Origin of the sequence: Cupriavidus sp. H18C2 (assembly GCF_049393795.1) — a bacterium.
GTDB classification, from domain to species: Bacteria; Pseudomonadota; Gammaproteobacteria; order Burkholderiales; family Burkholderiaceae; genus Cupriavidus; species Cupriavidus pauculus_C.
This window is the reverse complement of sequence record NZ_CP186011.1, coordinates 217,495-240,844: the sequence shown is the minus strand read 5'-3', so window position 1 is coordinate 240,844 and position 23,350 is coordinate 217,495. Positions and strand designations below refer to the sequence as shown.

19 protein-coding genes are annotated in these 23,350 nt (G+C 68.4%); 13 read left to right on the top strand and 6 right to left on the bottom strand.

All coding sequences use genetic code 11. The features are described 5' to 3' along the window. Positions 1–38: 38 nt before the first annotated feature. A complete protein-coding gene (locus EPAKOI_RS17715; RefSeq protein ID WP_423194142.1) occupies positions 39–836 on the top strand; it encodes an NAD(P)H-dependent oxidoreductase in 798 nt (265 codons plus the stop codon). On the opposite strand, the gene EPAKOI_RS17710 is transcribed toward EPAKOI_RS17715, so the two are convergent. Beyond that, entirely contained in the window at positions 833–979 is a 147-nt protein-coding gene (locus EPAKOI_RS17710) for a hypothetical protein (protein WP_423194141.1), read from the bottom strand. The two genes, EPAKOI_RS17715 and EPAKOI_RS17710, sit on opposite strands and share 4 nt — an antisense overlap. 199 nt (positions 980–1,178) lie before the next feature. Here EPAKOI_RS17710 and EPAKOI_RS17705 point away from each other — a divergent pair, with 199 nt between their 5' ends. Further along, the gene (locus EPAKOI_RS17705) at positions 1,179–1,409 is read left to right on the top strand and encodes a DUF3820 family protein (protein WP_124685447.1); all 231 of its coding nucleotides are present in this window, start codon (positions 1,179–1,181) and stop codon (positions 1,407–1,409) included. A 54-nt stretch (positions 1,410–1,463) separates the two neighbouring features. On the opposite strand, the gene EPAKOI_RS17700 is transcribed toward EPAKOI_RS17705, so the two are convergent. Beyond that, positions 1,464–3,032 (bottom strand): glucan biosynthesis protein G, encoded by a 1,569-nt coding sequence (locus EPAKOI_RS17700; protein WP_313839522.1) that lies wholly within the window; start codon positions 3,030–3,032, stop codon positions 1,464–1,466. Positions 3,033–3,303: 271 nt separating this feature from the next. Between EPAKOI_RS17700 and bglX the strand changes: the two genes are divergently transcribed. Next, positions 3,304–5,622, top strand: coding sequence for a beta-glucosidase BglX (bglX, locus tag EPAKOI_RS17695; RefSeq protein WP_423194534.1), 2,319 nt, complete (start codon positions 3,304–3,306; stop codon positions 5,620–5,622). Positions 5,623–5,630: 8 nt separating this feature from the next. Here the strand turns inward: bglX and EPAKOI_RS17690 are convergent, their stop codons facing one another. Continuing rightward, a complete protein-coding gene (locus EPAKOI_RS17690; protein WP_124685449.1) occupies positions 5,631–5,864 on the bottom strand; it encodes a hypothetical protein in 234 nt (77 codons plus the stop codon). 149 nt (positions 5,865–6,013) lie between these two features. On the opposite strand from EPAKOI_RS17690, the gene EPAKOI_RS17685 reads away from it, so the two are divergent. The 5 genes from EPAKOI_RS17685 (at position 6,014) to EPAKOI_RS17665 (ending at position 11,518) form a co-directional block, all read left to right on the top strand. After that, positions 6,014–6,907, top strand: a complete 894-nt coding sequence (locus EPAKOI_RS17685; RefSeq protein WP_423194140.1) for an alpha/beta hydrolase — start codon at positions 6,014–6,016, stop codon at positions 6,905–6,907. A 10-nt stretch (positions 6,908–6,917) separates the two neighbouring features. After that, a complete protein-coding gene (locus EPAKOI_RS17680; RefSeq protein ID WP_423194139.1) occupies positions 6,918–8,969 on the top strand; it encodes a penicillin-binding protein 1A in 2,052 nt (683 codons plus the stop codon). Between the two features lie 8 nt (positions 8,970–8,977). After that, a complete protein-coding gene (locus EPAKOI_RS17675) occupies positions 8,978–10,246 on the top strand; it encodes an arsenic transporter (RefSeq protein ID WP_423194138.1) in 1,269 nt (422 codons plus the stop codon). A 77-nt stretch (positions 10,247–10,323) separates the two neighbouring features. Next, positions 10,324–11,046, top strand: a complete 723-nt coding sequence (folE, locus tag EPAKOI_RS17670; RefSeq protein ID WP_124685453.1) for a GTP cyclohydrolase I — start codon at positions 10,324–10,326, stop codon at positions 11,044–11,046. Between the two features lie 28 nt (positions 11,047–11,074). Then, entirely contained in the window at positions 11,075–11,518 is a 444-nt protein-coding gene (locus EPAKOI_RS17665; protein WP_124685454.1) for a BLUF domain-containing protein, read from the top strand. Positions 11,519–11,551: 33 nt separating this feature from the next. Here EPAKOI_RS17665 and EPAKOI_RS17660 read toward each other — a convergent pair whose 3' ends face one another. Continuing rightward, on the bottom strand, positions 11,552–11,803 hold the full coding sequence (locus EPAKOI_RS17660) for a hypothetical protein (protein WP_124685455.1): 252 nt from the start codon (positions 11,801–11,803) through the stop codon (positions 11,552–11,554). A 317-nt stretch (positions 11,804–12,120) separates the two neighbouring features. On the opposite strand from EPAKOI_RS17660, the gene EPAKOI_RS17655 reads away from it, so the two are divergent. The 4 genes from EPAKOI_RS17655 to EPAKOI_RS17640 all read left to right on the top strand — a co-directional run bounded on the left by EPAKOI_RS17655 (position 12,121) and on the right by EPAKOI_RS17640 (position 18,905). Next, positions 12,121–13,056 carry a hypothetical protein gene (locus EPAKOI_RS17655; RefSeq protein WP_423194137.1) on the top strand — a complete coding sequence of 312 codons (936 nt, stop codon included), beginning with the start codon at positions 12,121–12,123 and terminating at the stop codon, positions 13,054–13,056. A 319-nt stretch (positions 13,057–13,375) separates the two neighbouring features. Then, positions 13,376–14,020, top strand: coding sequence for a response regulator transcription factor (locus tag EPAKOI_RS17650; protein WP_124685456.1), 645 nt, complete (start codon positions 13,376–13,378; stop codon positions 14,018–14,020). A 6-nt stretch (positions 14,021–14,026) separates the two neighbouring features. Next, positions 14,027–17,425, top strand: a complete 3,399-nt coding sequence (locus EPAKOI_RS17645) for an ATP-binding protein (protein WP_423194136.1) — start codon at positions 14,027–14,029, stop codon at positions 17,423–17,425. Between the two features lie 130 nt (positions 17,426–17,555). After that, positions 17,556–18,905, top strand: a complete 1,350-nt coding sequence (locus EPAKOI_RS17640) for an MFS transporter (RefSeq protein ID WP_423194135.1) — start codon at positions 17,556–17,558, stop codon at positions 18,903–18,905. Positions 18,906–18,917: 12 nt separating this feature from the next. Here EPAKOI_RS17640 and EPAKOI_RS17635 read toward each other — a convergent pair whose 3' ends face one another. Then, positions 18,918–19,136 carry a hypothetical protein gene (locus EPAKOI_RS17635; RefSeq protein WP_124685459.1) on the bottom strand — a complete coding sequence of 73 codons (219 nt, stop codon included), beginning with the start codon at positions 19,134–19,136 and terminating at the stop codon, positions 18,918–18,920. 123 nt (positions 19,137–19,259) lie between these two features. Next, entirely contained in the window at positions 19,260–21,956 is a 2,697-nt protein-coding gene (locus tag EPAKOI_RS17630; RefSeq protein ID WP_124685460.1) for a glycoside hydrolase family 18 protein, read from the bottom strand. A gap of 670 nt (positions 21,957–22,626) precedes the next feature. Between EPAKOI_RS17630 and EPAKOI_RS17625 the strand changes: the two genes are divergently transcribed. Then, on the top strand, positions 22,627–23,334 hold the full coding sequence (locus tag EPAKOI_RS17625; protein WP_172966139.1) for a winged helix-turn-helix domain-containing protein: 708 nt from the start codon (positions 22,627–22,629) through the stop codon (positions 23,332–23,334). Positions 23,335–23,350: the final 16 nt, after the last annotated feature.

Genomic DNA, 23,350 nt, shown 5'->3' with positions numbered 1-23,350 from the left:
GCAGCCATCCCCATCGATTCGCCTTGCAGGAGGCAGCCATGAACGTACTGATCGTCTACGCCCATCCCGAACCGACGTCGCTGAACGGGTCGCTCCGTGATTTCGCCGTGCAGCGGCTGCAGGACGCCGGCCACCGCGTGCAGGTGTCCGACCTCTACGCGATGCAATGGAAGGCGCCGCTCGATGCCGGCGACGCGCTGGCCCGGCGGCCCGGCGACGCGCCGTTCCACCCCTCGCTCGACTCGCAGTTCGCGTTCGCCAACGGGCTGCAGAGCCCCGACATCGCGGCCGAGCAGGAAAAACTGCGCTGGGCCGATGCCGTGATCCTGCAGTTTCCGCTCTGGTGGTTCTCGATGCCGGCCATCCTCAAGGGCTGGGTCGAGCGCGTCTATGCGTACGGCTTTGCCTACGGCGTGGGCGAGCATTCGGACGCGCGCTGGGGCGACCGGTATGGCGAGGGCAACCTGGCAGGCAAGCGGGCGATGCTGGTGGTGACGACCGGCGGCTGGGCATCGCACTACAGCGCGCGCGGCATCAACGGGCCGATGGACGACATCCTGTTCCCGATCCATCACGGCATCTTGTACTACCCCGGCTTCGACGTGGTGCCGCCGTTCGTGGTCTATCGCGCCGGCAAGATGGATGCGGCGCGCTTTGCGGCCACCACCGAGGCGCTGGGCCAGCGGCTGGACGACCTGTTCACGGCCGCGCCGCTGCCCTTCCGTCCGCAGAACGGCGGCGCCTACGAGATTCCGGCGTTGACGCTGCGGGCCGACATCGCGCCGGACCAGACCGGCTACGCGGCGCACCTGGCATCGGGCGCGCCGGGCGCCTAGCGGTCGCGCGTCACGCTGACACCGGCATCGACGGTGCCGTAGGCGGTAACGCTGGACTGCCGCTCGCCGGTCTCCGAGACCGTGGTACAGCCCTGCGCCAGTGCCGCAAGAAGAAGGATGCCAAAGGAGCAAAGGACGCGCATGGGGTGGGCCCGGATCGTGGTGAATCCCGCTTCGACGGCCGGGGCGGCCGGTAAGTTTCCCGCGCCCCGCCGCCGAGGCGGCGCGGCCAGGGCGCCTGTGGCGTGCGCGCCTCGCGGGCGGCCTGTGTCCCGGCCGCGGCGGCGTGCCAGCGGATGGGCGGCGCTACAATGCCGGCTCCCTGGATCCGGAGCCTCCGCCATGCTGGCAGACCACGACGCGCTGCGCCTGCTCGTGACCCGCGAGATGCCGTTCGGCAAGCACAAGGGCACGGTCATCGCCGACCTGCCCGGCAACTACCTGAACTGGTTTGCACGCGAGGGCTTTCCGCCCGGCGAAATCGGCCGGTTGCTGGCGCTGATGCACGAACTCGACCACAACGGCCTGAAGCACCTGCTAAATCCCCTGCGTGAAAAAGCCCCCGGCCGCTGAGCGGTCCGGGGGCTTGCCTGTGCGGCGTTTGCGACGGGCGCGGCGGGCGCGGCGTTACTTCGCCGCCTGCGTCGGCGTGGGCAGGTGCGCGGTGCCCGGCGGGATCTGGTAGCTCCAGGTCTCGCTGACCGGCTTGCCGTTGACCACCAGCGCCTCGCGCATTTCCACCACCTTGCCTGGGTCCTTGACCTTGATGCGCAGCGTCACGCGATAGCCCTTGGTCACCGGGTTCGGCTGCAGCACGTTCTCGATGACCTCGGCGTTGTCGCCCACGCTGAACTGGGCCTGCACCGGCGTATTGGCCGGCAGGCTGGCCAGCGGGCCGCCCTCGAAGTCGATCACGAAGCCCAGGCTGCCGTCCAGATGGCGGATCAGGTTCTTCTGCGTGATCTCGCCGGCCGTGCGCAGCGTCTGGCGCGCCCAGGCCAGGTCCTTGGCGAACACGCCGCGCTCGTCCATGGTCCAGTGGATCGTGTAGTCGGCCTTGATCGGCGTGCCCTTGGGCGGCAACTGGTCGGGCGTCCAGAACGACACGATGTTGTCGTTGGTCTCGTCCGGCGTGGGGATTTCCACCAGTTCCACCTTGCCACGACCCCAGTCGCCCTGCGGCTCGATCCAGGCGCTGGGGCGCAGGTCGTAGCGGTCCTTCAGGTCCTCATACTGCGCGAAGTCGCGGCCGCGCTGCATCAGGCCGAAGCCGCGCGGGTTGTCCACCTGGAACATGCTCAGCGCCACGTAGCGCGGGTTGTTCAGCGGGCGCCAGAGCCATTCGCCGCTGCCGGTGTGGATCGACAGCCCATTGGAATCGTGCAGCGCCGGGCGGAAGTTGTTGGCGTCGCGCATCTGCTGCGGCCCGAACAGGAACATGCTGGTCAGCGGCGCGATGCCCAGCTTCTTGACCGGCCCGCGCATGAACACGCGCGCCTGCACCTTGAGCACCGCGTCCGAATCGGGCCGCAGCTCGAACCGGTAGGCGCCCGTGGCGCTCTGCGAGTCCAGCAGCGCGTAGAACACCAGGTGCTTGTCCTGGGGCTTCGGCCGCTCGATCCAGAATTCGCGGAAGGCCGGGAATTCCTCGGGCTCGGACAGCCCGGTGTTGATCGCCAGCCCGCGCGCGGACAGGCCGTACACCTGGCCCTTGCCAATCACGCGAAAGTAGCTGGCGCCCAGCACGCTCATGACCTCGTCGAGCTTGTCGGCGCGGTTGATCGGGTACAGCACGCGAAAGCCGGCGTAGCCGAGCTTGTTGGTGGCGGCCTTGTCGAGCTTCAGGTCGCCGAAGTCGAAGCGGCTGGGCTCGTACCTGATCTCCTGCACGCGGCTATCGACGATCTCGTTGATACGCACCGGCGTGCTGAAATGCATGCCCTGGTGGTAGAAGCCGAGCTTGAACGGCGTGCCCTGCCCCTTCCACTCGACGTTCTCCATCTTCGGCTGGATCTTGATGTAGTCGCCAAACTGCATCTGGGCGAATACGGGCGGCAGGTTGCTGGCAGGCGCCGCGTACGGCTGCTCGGACAGCTTGCGGGCGCGCGCCGTCACGTCATCGAGGGAAAAGGCGTGCGCCGGGGCGATACCGACCAGGCAGCCGGCCAGGGCCAGGCCCGGCAAGACAATTTGCATCCTGTTACGAAACGATGCGACGCGACGCGCGGCGAAGGCAGTAACCACCAGGCGATCTCCAGGTTGACAGCGGTTGGAATGGGGAAAAAGCCACAAACAAGCCATTCCCGGCACGGTAAGGCTGTAAACTTGCGGCGCAGTTCAGAAACATAACCGATTTCGCCTGACGCGCCTGTCAGACACGCGGCGACAGTCGGGCATTCGGCCCTGCCGCACCATGGCGGGGCGAACATCCCGGCGCTGCGCCCATCCGAGACAACGAACAATGCGAATGCTTTCCCTGCTGGCCGCCGCGGCCAGCCTTGCCTGCGCGCCGCTGTTTGCCGGCGCCGCGCCCGCCGCCACTGCCACTGCCACCACCGCCGCCGCGCCCGCCCTGGCCGACAAGCAGGCGTTCGTCAACGACCTCGTCGCCCGCATGACGCTCGACGAGAAGGTGGGCCAGCTCCGGCTGATCAGCATCGGCCCCGAGATGCCGGCCGCGAAGCTGATGGAGGAAATCACGGCCGGCCGCGTGGGCGGCACGTTCAACTCGGTCACGCGCAAGGACAACCGCCCGCTGCAGGAAGCCGCCACGCGCAGCCGCCTGAAGATTCCCATCTTCTTTGCCTACGACGTGGTGCACGGCCATCGCACCATCTTCCCGATCAGCCTGGGCCTGGCATCGAGCTGGGACATGGGCGTGGTGGAGCAGGCCGCGCGCATCTCTGGCCTGGAGGCCGCGTCCGACGGACTGGACGCCACGTTCGCGCCGATGGTCGACATCTCGCGCGACCCGCGCTGGGGCCGCACGTCCGAGGGCTTTGGCGAAGATCCTTTCCTGGTCTCGCAGTGCTCGCGGGCCAGTGTCAAGGGTTTCCAGGGCAGCTCGCCGGCCAACGCGGACAGCGTGATGGCCTTCGTCAAGCATTTCGCGCTGTACGGCGCCGTGGAAGGCGGACGCGACTACAACACCGTCGACATGAGCCCGCAGCGCATGTACAACGACTACCTGCCGCCCTACCGGGCCGGGCTGGATGCCGGCGCCGGCGGCGTGATGATCGCGCTGAACTCGGTCAACGGCCAGCCGGCCACGTCGAACAAGTGGCTGCTGCGCGACCTGCTGCGCAAGGAATGGGGCTTCAAGGGCGTGACCGTGAGCGACCACGGCGCGATCGACGAACTGCTGCGCCACGGCGTGGCCAGCAACGGCCGCGAGGCCGCGCAGCGGGCCATCGAGGCCGGCGTCGACATGAGCATGGCCGACACGCGCTACCTGGAGCAGCTGCCCACGCTGGTCAAGTCCGGCGCGGTGCCGATGGCGCTGCTCGACGACGCCGTGCGCGAGGTGCTGGGCGCCAAGTACGACATGGGCCTGTTCCATGACCCGTTCCGCCGCATCGGCACCGCGCAGACCGACCCGGCCGACGTCAACGCCGACAGCCGCCTGCACCGCGCCGAGGCCCGCGACGCCGCGCGCAAGTCGATGGTCCTGCTGGAAAACCGCAACCGCACGCTGCCGCTGAAGAAGGCCGGCACCGTGGCCGTGATCGGCCCGCTGGCCGACGCGCAGATCGACATGATGGGAAGCTGGTCGGCGGCGGGCGTGGCCAAACAGTCGGTCACGCTGCTGCAGGGCATGCGCGACGCGCTGGCCGGCAAGGGCCAGGTCGTCTACGCGCGCGGCGCCAATATCACCGACGACCCGCGCGTGGTGGGCTATCTGAACTTCCTGAACTGGGACAACCCCGAAGTGGTGCAGGACAAGCGCCCGGCCGGCGACATGATCGAGGAAGCGGTACGCGTGGCGCGCGGCGCCGACACGATCGTGGTGGCCGTGGGCGAGACCCGCGGCATGTCGCACGAGGCGTCCAGCCGCTCCAGCCTGGGGCTGACCGGCAGCCAGCTCACGCTGCTCAAGGCGCTCAAGACCACCGGCAAGCCGCTGGTGGTGGTGCTGATGAACGGCCGCCCGCTGACGATCAACTGGGAGAAGGAAAACGCCGACGCGATCCTGGAAGCGTGGTACCCCGGCACCGAGGGCGGGCACGCCATCGCCGACCTGCTGTTCGGCGACGCCAACCCGTCCGGCAAGCTGCCGATCACGTTCCCGCGCTCGCTGGGCCAGATCCCGACGTACTACAACGCGCCGCGCATCGGCCGGCCGTTCACGCCGGGCAAGGCGCCCAACTACACGTCGCAGTACTTCGAGGAAGAATACGGGCCGCTCTACCCGTTCGGCTACGGCCTGAGCTACACGACGTTCAGCCTGTCGGACATCCGCCTGTCGGCCGGCAAGCTGGCCCGCAACGGCCGCCTGACCGCCAGCGTGACCGCGCGCAACACCGGCGACCGCGCGGGCGAGACCGTGGTGCAGCTCTACGTGCAGGACGTGATGGCGTCCACGGTGCGCCCGCTCAAGGAGCTCAAGGGCTTCCGCAAGGTCATGCTGGCGCCGGGCGAATCGCGCGTGGTCGAATTCCCGATCGACGAGGCGATGCTCAAGTTCTACGACGCCCGGCTCGACTACGTGGCCGAGCCCGGCGACTTCAACGTCCAGGTCGGGCTCGACTCCGCGACGGTGAAGGAGGCAAGGTTCACGCTGGAGTGACCCGCGCCTCAGCGGTTGCCGTCGAGCAGGTCGTTCAGCACCTCGTCGAACGCCGCCTGGGCGTCTTCCAGCGCCTGGAGCGCGGCGTCGAAGGTCTGCAGCGCGATCTTCGACGGCTTGCCGCTGCCCTGCGGCGGATACTGGCCTTGCAGCGCGGTGAACGCCACCTGCACCTGGCGCGTGGCGTTGACCACGCGCTCCATCGCCTGCGCCTCTTCAGCGCGTTTCTGTTCGTCGTTCATGCAACAGCCCCCCGGCGGCCTTGGTTCGATATGCGGCATATCGTACAAGAACTTGCGGCCGGCCGGCCGGGTCCAACGCCGCATTGCCGGAATTTCGGGTACGCTGGACGCGCATGACCGTCCGCGCCCATGACCTCCTTCACGCCCCCATGTCATCGTCGTTTCTGCGCAGAACGCTGGCCGCGTCGCTGCTGACCGCCGGCGGCTTCGCCTGCTACTGGACCTATCTCGCCGTCAACCAGGAGCGGCTGCTGTTCGACGCGCGCCGCCGCCCGCCCCGCGACCTGCCCGAAGGCATCGACGCCTACTCGCACCCCGTGCCGGGCGGGCTGTTCCGCGGCTACACCTACCACGCCGACCACGAGGGCGTGCGCGACCTGCTGTTCTACCTGCCCGGGCGCGGCGAGGACGTGCTGGACACGCTGCAGTTCATGAAATGGCTGCCGGCCGGCATGGGCTTCGCCACGTTCGACTACCGCGGGCTGGGCCATTCCGACGGCATGCCGTCGGAGGCCGCCGCCGTGGCCGACGCCAGCCAGTTCCTGCTGCATATCCGCCGCGCGTTTCCGGGCGTGCGGGTGCACGTGGTGGGCCGCTCGCTGGGCACCGGCGTGGCGATCCAGCTTGCCGACCTGCAGGATTTCGAGAGCCTGCAGCTCATCACCCCCCACGACTCGCTGCTGGAAATCGTGCGCAAGCGCTTTCCGCTGGTGCCGCTGCGCCAGCTCATGCGCCACCATTTCGATTCGATTTCCCACTGCAAGAAGGTGGTGCAGAGCACGAAGGTGCTGCTGGCCGAGATCGACGACGTGGTGCCGCACGAGTGCTCGGAGCGCCTGATGGCCGCCTGGCCGGGCCCGGTGGCCGTGCAGACCATCGCCGGCACCGACCACTACACGATCGTCGAGCGGCCCGAAACCTGGGTGGCGCTCTGCGAGTTTGCCCAGGGTGTGCCGCATCAGCCACCGCAGCGGGTGCCCCAGCCGCCGCCGGCCGACCTGACCGATACCGGCATGCCGTTGCCGCTTTCCGCCGCGCGGTAGAATGCGCGCCATGAAAAAAATCGTAGTCAAGGCGGCGGGCGTCACGGCGGCGCTGGCTGCCGCCGGCGTGCTGGTGGCCGGTTTCGCCGCGCTGGTCAGCCTGCGGCAACTGCCCCCGGTCGACGCGCTGCGCGACTATCGCCCCCAGGTGCCGCTGCGCATCTTCACGCGCGACGACGTGCAGATCGGCGAATTCGGCACCGAGCACCGCGAGTTCATCCCGATCGAGCAGATGCCCAAACGGATGTCCGACGCGCTGCTGGCGGCCGAGGACGACCAGTTCTACCACCACGTCGGCGTCGACGTGGCGGGGCTGGTCCGGGCCGCGCTGGCCAATATCGGCGAAGGCTACGCACAGGGCGCGTCCACGATCACGATGCAGGTGGCGCGCAACTTCTACCTGTCGCGCGAGAAGACGCTGGCGCGCAAGTGGTACGAGATTCTGCTGGCGTTCCAGATCGACCGCTCGCTGTCCAAGGACCGCATCCTGGAGCTGTACATGAACCAGGTGTACCTGGGCGAGCACGCGTACGGCTTCGGCAGCGCCGCGCAGACCTACTTCGGCAAGCCGCTGGCGCGGCTGTCGCTGGCCGAGACGGCCATGCTGGCCGGCCTGCCCAAGGCGCCCTCCACGATGAACCCGATGGTCAACCTGCCGCGCGCCAAGCGCCGGCAGGAGTACGTGCTGGGCCGCATGCTGGCGCTGGGCATGATCACGCAGGACGAGTACCGCGACGCGCGCAACGCGCAGATCGTGGTCAACCGCGACGCCAACGGCCGCTTCGACGGCCACGCCGGGTACGTGGCGGAACTGGCGCGCCAGCTCGCGCATGACCGCTTTGGCGACGACGCCTACACGCGCGGCCTGAACGTCTACACCACGGTCTCGGCGATGCACCAGACCATGGCCTACGATGCCGTGCGCGCCGGCATCGAGCGCTACGGCAAGCGCCATGGCGCCGGCAAGGCCGCCACGGTGCCGATGCCGCAGGCCGCGCTGGTCTCGCTGGACGCCCGCACCGGGGCCATCGAGGCGATGGTCGGCGGCACCGACTTTGCCACCAGCCGCTTCAACCACGCCACGCAGGCGCAGCGCCAGCCGGGCTCGACGTTCAAGCCGTTCATCTACTCGGCGGCGCTGGAGCGCGGCATCTCGCCGGGCACGCTGATCAACGACGCGCCGCTCGAAAGCTCGCCACGCTGGCAGCCGTCGAACGACGACGGGCGCTTTGTCGGGCCGATCACCATGCGCGAGGCGCTGGCCGAGTCGCGCAACCTGCCGGCCATCCGGACGCTGCAGGCCATCGGCATCTCGTACGCTATCGATTTCGCGGGCAAGTTCGGCTTCTCGGCCCGCAAGCTGCCGCCGTACCTGCCGATGGCGCTGGGCACCGGCACCACGTCGCCGCTGCGTCTGGCCGCCGCCTATGGCGTGTTCGCCAACCAGGGCCATCGCATCGAGCCCTACCTGATCGAGAAAATCACCGACGGCGACGGCAACGTGCTGTTCGCCGCCGATACCGCCGAGCCGCCGCGCGTGATTTCGGCGCGCAATGCGTTTGTCATGAACAGCCTGCTCCAGAGCGTGGTGGACGAAGGCACCGGTGCCGGCGTGCGACGCTACCTGCGGCGCGACGACGTGGCGGGCAAGACCGGCACCACCAACGATTCGGTCGACGGCTGGTTTGCCGGCTACGCCGGACAGGTGGTCACGGTGGCCTGGATGGGCTACGACGACAACCGCAGCCTGGGCCGCCGCGAATTCGGCGCCACCACCGCGCTGCCGATCTGGGCCGCCTACATGGAAGGCCGGCTCGCCGGCGTGCCGACGACCGACTTTCCGGCGCCGCCGCAACTGGCGCGGATGAACAACGACTGGGCCTATGCCGAGAATGCCGACGGGTCGCACGGCCTGGCCTCGCTCGGCTTCCCGCCGCCGCCTGCGGTGCCGGACATGCCTGCCACGGGCGCGATGCCCGGCGCTCCGTCCCTCGCCACGCCCACGCCGGCCGCGCTCGGCGCACCGGCGGCCGCCAGCGCTCCGCTCGCACCTGCTCTCTGAAGGCTGTCATGACCGCATCGGCCGCATACGCCACACCGATGATCTGGGCGGTTGCCGCGCTGGCCACCGCCGGCGTGCTGTTCCGCCCGTTCCGCCTGCCCGAGCCGTTCTGGGCCATGGCGGGCGCCGTCCTGCTGTGCGTGGCCGGCCTGCTGCCGTGGCGCGACGCGCTGCAAGCCGTGGCGCGCGGCAACGACGTCTACCTGTTCCTGGCCGGGATGATGCTGATCTCCGAGCTGGCCCGGAAGACCGGCCTGTTCGACCACGTGGCCGCGCTGGCCGTGCGCAGCGCGCGCGGGTCGGCCCGGCGGCTGTTCGTGCTGGTCTACGGCTTTGGCATCGCGGTGACCGCGTTCATGTCGAACGACGCCACCGCCGTGGTGCTCACCCCGGCCGTGCTGGCCGCCACGCGCGCGGCGCGCGTGCGGCATCCGCTGCCCTACCTCTATGCCTGCGCGTTCATCGCCAATGCCGCCAGCTTCGTGCTGCCGATCTCGAACCCGGCCAACCTCGTGCTGTTCGGCGAACGCATGCCGCCGCTGATGAGCTGGCTGGCGCGCTTCACGCTGCCGTCGGTCGTCGCCATCGTCATGACGTTCCTGGCGCTGTACTGGACGCAGCGCAAGGCGCTGGACGAGCCGATTGCCCAGGACGTCGAGACCCCGCCGCTGTCCGTTCAGGCGTGGCTGACGGCCGCCGGCATCGTGCTGACCGGCGTGGCGCTGCTGACCGCGTCCCTGCTGGGCCGCGATCTGGGCTGGCCCACGTTCCTGGGCGGCGCGGCGACGCTGCTGGCCGTCTGCGCCACGCAGCCCCGGCTGCTGCGCCCGGCGCTGGCCGAGGTGTCGTGGGGCGTGCTGCCGATGGTCGCCGGCCTGTTCGTGCTGGTGGCCGGCCTGGCGCAGACCGGCTTGACCGATCAACTCGCGCACTGGGTGCGCGAACTGTCGGCACGGCACGGCACCGACGCCGTGCTGGGCGCCGGCGTGGCGGGCGCGCTGGTGGGTGTGGTCAGCAACATCGTCAACAACCTGCCGGCCGGGCTGTTCGCGGCGTCGGCGCTGGCCGCCGGCCATGCGTCGGACACGGTGACGGCGGCGGTGCTGATCGGCGTGGACCTTGGCCCGAACCTGTCGGTCACGGGGTCGCTGGCCACGCTGCTGTGGCTGACCGCGCTGCGCCGCGAGGGCCATGCCATTGGCGCCGGCACGTTCCTGAAGACCGGCGCCATCGTGATGCCGCTGGCGCTGCTGCCCGCGCTGGCCGTGCTGCGCTGAGCCCCGGCGCACCGTTTTCGCTTATAGTGAAGCACCGCGCACCGAGCGCCCTATCCGCCTGACCATCGGCGCCGCACATGTCACACAAGGAACACCCCGACGGGGCCAGGCCCGCCACCCCGACGCCCGTATCGGACCGCATCCGCGCCCGCATCGCCGCCTCCGGCGAACGCTTCCACGCCAACGACAATATCGCCCGCCATATCGAGCACGGCGAACTGGACGCCCTGCAGGCCGAGGTGGAGGCCCGCATGGAGGAAGTGCTGCGCACGCTGGTGATCGACGTCGACCAGGACCACAACACGCGCGAGACCGCGCGCCGCGTGGCCAAGATGTACCTCAAGGAGATCTTTGCGGGCCGCTATGCCAAGGCGCCGCAGGTCACCGAGTTTCCAAACGTCGAGCAGCTCAACGAGCTGATGATCGTCGGCCCGATCCGCGTGCGCAGCGCGTGCTCGCACCACCTGTGCCCGATCATCGGCAGCCTCTGGGTGGGCGTGATGCCGAACCGGCATTCGAACCTGATCGGCCTGTCCAAGTACGCGCGGCTGGCCGAGTGGGTGATGTGCCGCCCGCAGATCCAGGAGGAGGCCGTGGCCCAGGTGGCGGACCTGCTCCAGGAAAAGATGAACCCGGACGGGCTGGCCATCGTGATGGAGGCCGAGCACTTCTGCATGCACTGGCGCGGCGTGCGCGACACCGACGCCAAGATGACCAACAGCGTGATGCGCGGCTCGTTCCTGAAGGACGACAAGCTGCGCCGGGAATTCCTGACGCTGCTGAACCTGAACCGGCGCTGACCCGCCCGGAACCGCAAGAGGCCGACCGATGCTAGTTCGCCTGCTCTACGCCAGCCGCGCCAGGGAGCCCCTGAGCGCCGACGTGCTGGATGCCATCCTCGAAACCAGCCTGGCCAACAACCCGCGCCACGGCGTGACCGGCGTGCTGTGCCACAGCAACAGCATTTTCCTGCAGGCGCTGGAGGGCAGCCGCGAGGCGGTGTCGCGGCTCTACCTGAACATCGGCCAGGACGCCCGCCACCACGACGTGGTGCTGCTGCACTACGAGGAGATCGCCGAGCGCGCGTTCTCCGGGTGGTCGATGGGCCGCGTCAACGCCGGCAAGATCAACGCGGCCACGCTGCTCAAGTATTCGGCGCAGGGCGAACTCGACCCGTACCGGATGCCCGGCGCGGCGTCGCTGGCGCTGTTGCAGGAATTGATAGCGGGCGCGTCGATCGTGGGCCGCAGCCACGAGCGCGGACGGGGCTGACCCCGCCGCTTGCCGCGCGGCGCCCAGCGCGCCCTACTGAGAGAGCTGGCCGAACAGGCCGCATTCCAGGTCGCTCTCGAACTCCTCGATCCACGACGTGCCCGGGCCGGCGTCGTAGACGCTCTCCGCCCCGGTGCGCTGTCGGCGCACCGTCACCTGGCGGGCGGCGCTGCCATTGGCATCGGAAATCTCGAATTCCTGCATCGCCATCCCCACCTGCCTGAACACGGCCTCGACGTCCTGCTGTTCCTCGGGGGGAAACTCCTCGAATCGACGCATCGTCATGGCACACCTCCGCTCCGGGTCCCGCCGGCCCCAGCATGCCACTTTTCGCGCGTGGCCGTGACGCAGTGCGAAAGACCCTGCGGCCACCGGATGTATTGATCCGTCGGCGCCACTTCGGCTGGGGCTTTTCCACCTAACCGTTTCCTTAAATTCCGCCGTCGGGCGGCTCCGGCCCGGCCGGAAATCTGTCGTGTTCGTGACCCATGGTGGACGGCGGCCGCACGGTTTGCGGTGAATTTAAACAAATGCCGATAGACCCGATTTGCCTCCACTCGTAGTGTCGACATTCCCTATCTCCATCCTCACGGGCACGACAAATGCGGAAGAAGACCACTCACGAAATTGAAGGCGAGCAACGGCGTCAGAGCCTCTTCCATACGGCGCAGGCGCAGGCGGATGCCCTGCATGGGATGTACCGGGACACGCTCACAGTCTTCATGACCACGCCGGCCGCCGTGCCGGTGCCGCGCGCGGCGCGCGCGATGTTCTGGCTGGGCCGGCTGCGGCAGTGGCGCGCGATCGAACTGAACCGGACGGAAACCTGTCCCGCGCCGAACTGGCTGTCGCTGCAGCTTGGCGTCGTGGAGTCGCTGGCCGGCACCCATGCCCTGGCGCTGCACAAGGAACAATGGAGCGGCCCGACCCGCCGGCAGACCTACGAGCGCGACATGTCGCTGCAACTGGCGATGCTGCTCGCGCTGGACTGGCAGGACCTTGCGGCGTTCGCGCTGAAGTCCTGGTTCGGCGTCGATGCCGAGGGCGCCGCGCCCCACCCGCTCGGCGGCATGACCGGGATGATCGTCGGCGTGGCCGGCCAGGCGCTCGACGTGACGGTGCCCCAGACCGTGTTCCACAAGTGCGATGCGCTGCTGGCGCGCATCGTCGAACAGTGGCAGGCCCCGGACGACGTGTTCATGCCGCTGGCTTTCGAGCTGGCCGACCGTCATCTGATGCAGACCAGCCGCGATAGCGACGAGTCGCTTTTTGATTTCGATCATCCCGTCGAACAGACCATGCCAATCGAGCTGCTGATGCTGATGCGCCTGCGCGGGCTGGACCGCCTGCCCGACGCGCTGGCCAAGCATCCGGCCATGTCGCATCCGGCTGCCATGCTGGTGCGTCCCAGCGCGCCGGTGCGCTCGCAGCGCTGCGCCGGCTTTATCGAACGTGTCAGCCGCGTCCTGCCGCAGTACCGCGGGCTGACCGATTCGCTGGCCAAGCAGTCGCGGCATTTGCAGGAACCGATCCTGTGACGCACGCATCGGCGAAAACTAGTCGAATTGCGATTTCTCTCGCGTCGCTGAAACATCAGAATGCGACAGATCCGATGCACGGCTCGATTTGCTGCCAATACGCTATCGTTCCGTCACGGGGTTTTACTCGTAGATTTACGCTGTTTCAACGATATCCACGATAGCTTCTCCGGCTCCATCGAATACTGCGCGCTCAATCGTTCGCATCGCGTGATCGTGCGCGTCTTCGAGATGGAGTTATTCCTATGCTTGCGAAAGCACGAACTCAGGTTGCGCGCCGGCGGGTGCGCCACCTTGTCTGCGAAAAGGACACCGAGGCATGCCTGCAAAAACCATCCGGGTCGCACTGGCGGACGACCATCCGCTCGTCGTCACAGCCCTGCGCGACTGCCTTCAGCGCACACCGGGCTTCCAGGTCAAATGCGAATGCACGAACGGCAGCGAACTGATTGGCGCGCTGGCCCAGAATCCGGTGGATGTCGCGGTCACCGATTTCAGCATGGGGCACGGCGATGCCTCGCTTGACGGCTTCAACCTGCTGCGCCGGCTGACGCGGCTCTACCCCGATACGCGCATCGTGATCGTCAGCGCGCAGAACAACCCCGGCGTCATCGTGCGCGCCATGAAGCTCGGCGCCCGCGCCTTCGTCAGCAAGGAGGACGACCTCGACGAGATCGTCCGCGCCTGCATCCACGTAACGGTCAGCCACGGCAACTTCTACTCTCCCTCCATCCGCGCCGTGCTGGACGGCGTGGCCTCCGCCGCCCCCAATACCGAACTGACGCTGCGCGAACTGGAGGTGGTGCGCCTGTACGCGCAAGGCTTCCAGCTCAGCGAGATTGCCAACAAGCTGGGCCGGTCAGTCAGCACGATCTCCAGCCAGAAGACCGTGGCAATGCGCAAGCTCAACGTGCAGACCAATACGGACCTGATCCGCTACGCCTACGAGAACGGACTGATCTGACGCGCCATGCAGCAGATTCTCGACCGCACGCAGGAATCCCTTGCGCAAGCCTTTGCCTCCCTCGCCCGCAACGCCCGCCGCCAGCAGCACCTCTACTACGCCACGGTCGGCCTGCTGATCGCCATCGTCATCGTATCCGGCCTGCTGCTGGCCGGGCTGGCGGCGGCGCGGCACCTCGACGTCCGGCGCGGGCAGATCGCGCAGTACGTCAGCACGATTTCGTTGCAGTTGCAGAGCCAGGCGTCGTTCCTGCGCCGCACGGCGCTGACGATCGACTACTACCTGGGCGCCAGCGTCGACGCGCCGCCGGACGCGGCCCTGCTGGCGCAGGTGCGGCAGTCGGGCTCGGCGCGGTCGGCCGATGGCCGGTACGTGCTGCTGGTGCCCGAGGCCACGCGCCGCGAATGGGGCGACGCGCTGCCGCGCAAGGTCTGGCAGCTCCAGCAGATCGCCACGGCCACGCTGACGACGCAGATGGCGTTCCAGCTCGACCAGCGCGCCTATGTCGTCGATCCCGGCGGGGCGTACGCCATCCTGCTGTCGCCGCCCGGCTTTCCGGCAGCGCAACAGCCGCAGGCCGGCGAGGTAGCCGCCTTGCGCGACAGCCTGGTGCGGCACGCCGGCCAGTCGGGCAGCGCCGATTCCGGTCCGCGCTGGGTCGGTCCGGTCGACGATCCGACGGTACACGGGCCCGCCGTGATCGCCGTGCTGGGCGCGCGGGCCGGCGCGACCGGTGCGCTGCCGCTGGCCGCCGTCAGCCTGCCCGCTGCGTCGTTCCTGGCGAGCCTGGAACGGCCGGACATGCCTGCCGTCCTGTGGCTGCGGAACCGCGACAACGCCATCATCGACGTCTCGCCGACCGTGAAGCCCGCCGTGGCGGCGCGTGTGCTGCAACATGCGGGCGACTCGACATCGGACGCGCCCGCGCTGACCCGCGACGGCCTGCTGCTCGTGCAGCCGCTCAAGCCGGACTTCGGCTCCCTCGTCTATTTCCTGCCCTATGGCACGCTGTTCGGATCGATTGCCACGGAACTGGCCGTGATCCTCGGCGCGGGGCTGCTGCTGATCGCCGGCATCGTGCTGACGGCGCGCTACTGGGACATCCACCTGCTGCGGCGCAGCCACGCCGAAGCCGCGCGGGCGCTGGAAAGCGAGACGATCAGCCATATCCTGGTCAGTGCCACGCCGGTGGGCCTGTGCATCGTGCGACAGCAGGACGAATCGATCCTGACGTCGAACGCGGTGGCCGACCAGTTGCTGGGCCATGGCCAGGGCGCGCGCATGCCGGCCCACATCATGGATGCGCTGCGGCGCCGCGCGCCGGCGGACAGGCAGCCGGCGGCGTCGATCACGCAGGTGACCGTGCCCGCTGCGTTCGCGCCGGCCGAATCGGCCACCCAGTTCCTGCAGGTGACCTGCGCCCCGGCCACGTACCGGGACGAGGCGGTGCTGTTCTGCGCCGTCCAGGACATCACGGCGCAGCACCAGCTCGAATCGCAGCTACGCACGGCGCGTGAGACGGCCGAGTCGATGATGCGGGCGCGGTCGAACTTCTTTGCGTCGATGAGCCACGAGATCCGCACGCCGCTGAACGCGCTGCTGGGCAATATCGAACTGCTGACGCGCGCCGACGGCCTGGCACCCCATGCGGCGCGGCTGCGGGCGCTGCAGGTGGCGTCAGAAGGGCTGCAGCGCATCGTCAATGACATCCTCGATTTCTCGAAGATCGATGCCGGCGAGATGAAGCTGGTCAACGAGCCGTTCCGGCCCATCGCCGACCTGGAAAGCCTGGCGATGTCGTACGCGCCGATGGTGCAGGACAAGCCGGTGCGCTTCTACGTGCATCTGTCGCCGTCGCTGGACACGATGGTGGTGGGAGACCGCACGCGCATCGCGCAGATCGTCAACAACCTGCTCAGCAACGCGTTCAAGTTCACGTCGTGCGGCAAGATCACGCTGAGCGCGGAGATGACCACGGACACGCAGGAGCGCAGCGTGCTGGTCTGCCGCGTGCGCGACTCCGGCATCGGCATGCCGCCGGCGCTGGTGGCGCGCATCTTCCACCCGTTCGTGCAGGGTGAGGCCAGTACGTCGGCGCGCTATGGCGGCACGGGCCTGGGCCTGTCGATCTGCGCGCGGCTGACGGAACTGATGAACGGGCATATCACCGTGGAGAGCGTGGAAGGCGTGGGTACCGCATTCACGATGGCCGTGCCGCTGGGGGCCGCCGCCGCGGCGCTGCCGGCGCCCGAGCCGGTGGCGCGGGGCACGCGCGCGATGGTGCTGTGCCAGGAAACCGAATCTGGCACCGTGCTGCAGGCGTGGCTGGAGCGCGCGGGCTGGCGGGTCGATACGTTCCACCGGCTCGACGCCGCGCAGGCATGGCTGCGCGCCAACCGGCCCCACATCCTCGTGGTCACGGGCGAGTACGGGCGCGACACGCTCGACACGCTGCGTCGGCAGCATCCGGCCAATGTGGTCTGGGTGACGCGCGACGGCCCGGAACAACCCGCGGCGCGCGGCGACGGCGTCTACGAGGTGTCGACGTTCAGCCATGACGCGATCCTGGCCGGCACCCTCGCGGCGCTGAACGACGAGGCGGCACCGGCGCTGATGGCGGCGGACGCGGCGCCGGTGGCGCCCGCCCGCGATCCCGCCCTGCCCCGCCGCAGCATCCTGGTGGCCGAGGACAACGTGCTGAACCAGATGCTGGTGGCGGAACAGCTCGACACGCTGGGCTGGGACCCGGTGGTCGTCGGCGATGGCCGGCAGGCGCTGTCGACGCTGGAGCACGCCCGGTTCGACGCCGTGCTGACCGACATCCACATGCCGGTGATGGATGGCTATGCGCTGCTGGGCGCGATCCGGGCCGCGCATCCGTCGCTGCCGGTGCTGGCGTTCAGCGCCGTGACAACCAGCGATCAGGCCGAGGACTGGCGCGCTCGCGGGTTCGCCGGGCATGTCGCCAAACCCGCGTCGCTCAAAGCGCTGGAACAGGCGCTGCAGGCCATCCCGGCCCCGGTGGAATCCCTCGACCTTGCCGACTACGCCGACCCCGCCGACGATGACCCGCCGATCCCGCCCGCCGAACTGGCCCGCTACCGGGGCATCCTGCGCCAGCATCTGCTGGCCGACGAGCCGGAGCTGGCCGACATCCTGCTGCGGCACGATCCGATGGCGCTGCAGCATTGGGCGCACCGCTCGGCGGGCGCGTTCCTGATCGTCGCGGAGCACGACACCGTGGCGCTGTGCCGGGCCGTGGAGGCGCTGTGCGAGCAGGAGCAGGGCTGGTCGGAAGCCATCGCGGAGGCCGGCGGCGCGCTGCATGCGGCCGTGCTGGCGTTCCAGCAGGACGGCGCCGGCGATCCGGCCAGTGGCGGGGTGCCGGCGGCCACGGCACCGTAGCGCAGATGCGCCACGCATTTGCACAGGTCGGCGCGCCGGACGATAATGGCGCGTCCGATCCTGACAGAATTGTCATCTTCCGCGGGGTCCGGGCTTTCCAAGAACAGCGCAAGCCGCCCGACCCGCCTCCATGCAGTCCCATCAAGGTCTTCCGCGCCCCCAGCGTACCTGGGCCATCCTGACAGTGTTTTGCGGCCTGATCATGGCCGTGCTGGACGGATCGATCGCCAACATCGCCCTGCCGTCCATCTCCCGGGAACTCCAAAGCGACCCGGCGCGGACGATCTGGGTCGTCAACGCCTATCAACTGACCGTCACGGTCTGCCTGCTGCCGCTGTCCTCGCTTGGCGACATCCTCGGCTACAAGCGCGTGTATCGCGTGGGGCTGGCCACGTTCCTGGTTGGGTCGCTGCTCTGCGCAATCTCGGTCAACCTGCCGATGCTGGTGGCGGCGCGGGTGATCCAGGGCATCGGCGGGGCCGGCATCATGAGCGTCAACACCGCGCTGGTACGGGTCATCTACCCGCCAACGCGCCTGGGGCGGGGCATCGGCCTGAACGCACTGGTGGTGGGGGTGACGATTGCCGTGGGGCCGTCGCTGGGCGCGCTGATCCTGGGCATTGCCAGCTGGCCGTGGCTGTTTGCGGTGAACGTGCCCGTGGCGCTGTTCGCGCTGACGCTGGCGCGCCGGGCGCTGCCCGAGACGCCGCCGCAGCCGCGCGCATTCGACTATCCGAGCGCGGTGCTGTCCGCAGTGGTCATCGGCATGTTCATCCTGGGCGTCGACGCGCTGGGCCACACGCCGCTGCGCATTGCCGGCGGCTGCGGACTGGTGCTGGCCCTGGCGCTGGGCTGGGTCCTGGTGCGCCGCCAGCAGGGCCAGGCCGCCCCGCTGGTGCCGGTGGACCTGTTCGCCAGCCGCGCATTCACGCTGGCCGTTGCCACGTCGTTCTGCTCGTTCATGACCCAGATGCTGGCGTTCGTGGCGTTGCCGTTCTATCTCGAATACCAGCTGGGGCGCAGCCTGCAGGAGACCGGCCTGCTGATCACGCCGTGGCCGCTGATGGTGGCGGTGATGGCCGCGCTGTCGGGCCGGCTTTCCGACCGCTATCCGGCCAGTGTGCTGGCCGGCGGCGGGCTGCTGATGCTGGGCACCGGACTCGTGAGCCTGGCGATGCTCGGGCCGGACGCGTCGAGCCTGGACATTGCCTGGCGCACCGCGCTGTGCGGCACCGGCTTCGGGTTCTTCCAGTCGCCCAACAACCGGGCGATGATCAGCGCCACGCCCCACGAGCGCAGCGGCGGCGCCAGCGGCGCGCAGGCCACGACCCGGCTGCTGGGGCAGACCACGGGTACGGCCGTGGTGGCGCTGCTGTTCAGCCTGGACCGCGCCGGCGCGGCCCGCACGGCGCTGTACGTAGCGGCTGCCGTGGCGTCGGTCGGCGCGCTGGTCAGCCTGAGCCGGCTGCGCCAGCGGTAAGTCGGCCGCGCGTCAGCGCTGGCCGTCACGGTGGGCGATGCCCATCGCCTTCTCGATCCGTTCCAGGCGTTCCAGCCACGTCGCCGCGCCGTCGTCCCGCTCCGGCAGCGCCACGCCGCCGTGCCCGCCGGCATCGCGTATCCGGTTGTGGTCGCCTTCGACCGAAATCACCGTGCAGCCCGTCAGCATCAAGGCCAGCGCGGCCAGCCCGCGCACCGTTCGCTTCAGCATGATTCGCGCCTCTCCGGGCACCCGGCCCAATGAAAAAGACCGGGCAACACGCCGTCCTGCCTGACGGCGCATTGCCCGGAACCGCTACCGGCTTACCCGCCGGCTGGGGACCTCCCGGTCAACTCAGGCCGGACCCAGGTCGAGCCACACGCGGTTGTCGCCATCGGCCAGCGTGGTCGTGTAGAGCGGGTTGCCCGGCTCCTCCGAGGCTTCTGCCCACCACTTGGCGCGATACTTGCGCAGGCCCTGGCCCAGGTAGCTGTTGGTCACCTCGGAGCCTTCGCCATAACCCTGCGGACGCCACGTGCCTTCCGTCTCCGCGCTGCCACCGGCCAGGATGCGCAGTTCCACCGTGGCGGTATCCTCGTCGCCGGTGCCTGCGAGGCCCGTGGCGGTGAGGGTCACCTCGATGATCGTGTCGCGATCGACCAGCGGTGCATTGGCGCTGACCGAGACCGAATCGGCACCGTCGAACGACAGGCCCGGCGCCGACCACGAGAACAGCAGCGGGGGCGGGCCGCTCGACTCGGTGGCGGAGAGCTGGATCGGCGCGCCGCTTTCGATCTGCGTACGGCCGGTGATGACGGCCTTCACGTCGCCTTCTTCCACTTCAGCGGGCACCACGGTCAGGAAGATCGCGCTCTGGTCGGTTTCCGTACCGTCGTTCACGGTCAGCTTGACCCAGAAGTCGGTGGGCTCGGTCACCGCCGGTGCGGTGCCTTCCACCAGTTCGGCCGTGCTGCCGTCGAACGACAGGTCCGGGGCGTCCCAGCTGTAGGTCAGCGCGTTGTCGTCCGGGTCGAACGACGCTTCCGCGGACAGCGCGTACGGCGTGCCCGATTCCAGCATTACCGTGATCCGCGACGTGGGCGGTTCCTGCGTCTTCTTCTTGACCACCAGCGACTGGGTGGCCGTGGCCGTGTCGCCGTCGGCGTCGGTCACGGTCAGCGTCACCGTGTAGGTGCGCGTGGTCAGCGGCAGCGTGCCTTCCACCACCGCCGTGGTCTTGCCGTCCAGGAACGTCAGGCCCGGCGCGCTCCACTTGTAGGTGAGCGGCTCGGCGCCCCACGACCGCAGGCCGGAGAACGACACCGTGGCGCCTTCGAACGCTTCGGTCGGGCCCTCGATCACGGCCACCGTGGTGTCCATGTTCTCGGTGTTGATGCCCTCGAAGTACAGCGGGTCCATGTCGATCACTTCGTTCTGGATCGGGGCGCCCAGCCCTTCGCGCGCGGCGTTCAGCAGCACGCCGTTGTCCATGTCGATGGTCCACGTGAACAGGCCGCCGAGGTTGTTCTCCAGCACGTACCGGCCTTTTTCCAGCACCGAGCGCGGCGTGTCGATCGACAGGAACAGCCCGGACTCGGGGTTGTACAGGTAGTCGGCGTCAGCCTCCTTGTCCGTGTACAGGTTGAAGCCGTTGATGCCGGTGTGGTTCTCCAGGTCCAGGTAGTTGTACAGGATGTCGTAGAACTCGCTCGCGCCCGATTCGTACGAGCCGGTGGTGGTGCCGGTGCCCGGGCTGTACGTGCCGACCAGCGGCGACCAGCTTTCGATCACGGCATTGCGCGCGCTGCGGCTGTACGCGGCGTAGCCCACGAAGATGTTCTTCGACGGCACGCCCACGCTCAGCAGGTACTTCACCGAGCGGTCGATGCTGAAGGCGCTGTCGGCGTAGTCGTACAGGTTGGTGTGGTGCGCCAGCGCGGGCGCCCACGGCGTGCCGAAGAAGTCGTAGGTCATCAGGTTGATGCCCTCGACGCCGGCTTCGAGCATGCCGGGGATGTCGGCGGCGATCATGGTGTCCATCGACGCGCCCGCGGCAATGCTGACGCGCACTTTCGGCAGCCGCTGCTTGATGCCGCGCACCAGCGCCTGAAAGTTCGCGGCGTCCTCGGGGCCGTGCGGGTTGCCGGCGCCCGGCATGCCCGGGTATTCCCAGTCAACGTCCACCTCGGTGAACATCGGGAAGCGATCGAAGATGTAGGCGATGCTTTCGATCAGCGTCTGGCGCCGGGTGGGGTCGGCCGCCACGGCGTGGAACCCGCCGCTCATGGTCCAGCCGCCCAGGCTGAACGACAGCTTCAGGTTCGGGTTCTTCTGCTTGAGCTTGGCCAGCCCGCCCAGGATGCCCTGCGCCCGGCTCTGGTCGAACAGCCACTTGTAGTCGTCGCTGACCCAGCCGGAGAAGCCGACGTTGCGGTACGACGCCACGTCGCCCCACGGGTCGGTGAAGGTGGCCTCGTTCAGCTTGCGGCCGAACTGGCGCGCAGCCTCGTCGATCGCGTACTGCTTCTCGCCGGGATCGCCGACGATGCCGGCAAAGCCGATGATCAGGCGGTCGTAGGCGGCGGCGTCCAGCAGCATCAGGTCCGTGCCACGGCCGGCGGCGCTGTTGGTGTAATTGCCATCCAGGCGGCCGTCGTACTGCGACCAGTCCGTGTAGTAGCCGAACACTTCCGTGCCCTGCTGCGGGGCGCCGTACTTGTTGTACACGCGCTTGGCCACGCGCGTCGACGTGTACGAGTAGTTCTGCACCTCGGTCGACGGGTCGAAGTTGTTCTGACGATAGGTGCGTTCCGTGGCGCCCGCCGTGCCGGAGATGGCGGGATCGCCCGGATCCTCCGCGTAGACGAGCTTGCTGTTCGTACGTCCGGCGCCCAGGTTGGCGCGCACGTTGCTGAAGCGGCGGCGCGGTGTGCGCGGCGGTTCCGGATCCGACGGATCGCCGCTGCGGTACGTCCGGCCAAGCAGCCCGGCGCGTCCCTGCGTCGCCTGGCCTGCGGGTTGGTCCTTGCTGTCACACGTTTTCTTTGTCATGACATCTGTCCTTGCAGAATGGTTTGAATGCCGCCGGCGCCCTGGGAGCCCCTCTCATCCGGACTGCGGCACCGGCGGCCAGACGCATCTTTCTCCCGTGCCGCCTGCAATGACATGGATTCAACGTGGAATATCGGCGGTCATAACCATTCCATCCGAATAGCGGGCCGCATTTGGCGCGGCATTTGGCATTTCACCCCGCCGCCAATGCCCGGCGATTAATCGATATGGATCGGCACTGATCCACCACGCCAAATGGATGACGTGGATTCCGGGAAATCCATCGGATTGAACAGTCTCGTCGATATCCGAAACGCATACCCGTATGGGTTATGATGCAGGCGGAATGCCGCGCCAGCCGTCTTTAATCCTGTCACGTCCTGATGTAGTGACAACCGGTCAGCGTTGACAGCCATTCCTTATTCGCGCGAAGAAGACGGGCATTCGATGCTCGCCATTGTTTCCATATTTGGCGATATACGGCATAGAGCGGCGTTGAGCTGTCACCCGTGCGGGTCAGATACCGAGAGAAATATCTTCCATGGGAGCTATTTCTGCGGGTCGATACGCTTGTCGTCCATCGCAGACGACAGGGGTAATCCAAATGATCCGGAATGGCGATTCTGTATTTTTCGATTGGGACACCGACCGAGTTTTGCGCGGCGGCGTGGTGGCGAAAATAACCGGCCAGCAAAAGAAACTGCTGCGCCTGCTGGTGGAAGGAAAAGCACCGGTCAAATCCCGCGATTCCCTGCTCAAGGGCGTTTGGGGAAAACGCGCGGCGCTGGTCGACGAGCTATACCTGGTGCAATTGGTCTACCGTCTGCGCAAGGCCCTGAGCCCGGTCAGCCTGGACGCTCACATCGTCACCGTGCCGCGCCAGGGGTACCGGTTCATCCCCGTGCCCTACACCACCACCGTGCCGCCCGCCGAGGCGGCCCAGCCCGTCCAGCCGGCCCAGCCGATGGAATCGGGCATCGAGCAGGCGCGCGGGCTGGCCCATGTGCTGGCACGGCTGGGGGTGCCGATCTCCACGTCGTCGGCGCCCGTGTCGTTCGCCGATATCGACGACGCGCTGCACATCGACGAGTCGCAGGGCATCGTGTCGTGCAACGGGGTCATCGCCAAGCTCACGCGCTTCGAGTTACGGCTGCTGATCGTGCTGAAGGACCATGGCGAGACCGTGATGTCGCGCCAGCAGATCATCGCGGCGGTCTGGGGCCCGCAGGCCATGGTCGACGAGAACTGCCTGACGCAGCTGGTATCGCGGCTGCGGCGCGCGCTGCATCCGCTGGGCCTGGACAGCTGCGTCTCGGCGGTGCCCAAGGTGGGCTACCGCTTTCGTTCCCAGACTGGCGCGGCGGCGCGCGCCTTCTGAACGCTAGCCGCCCGGC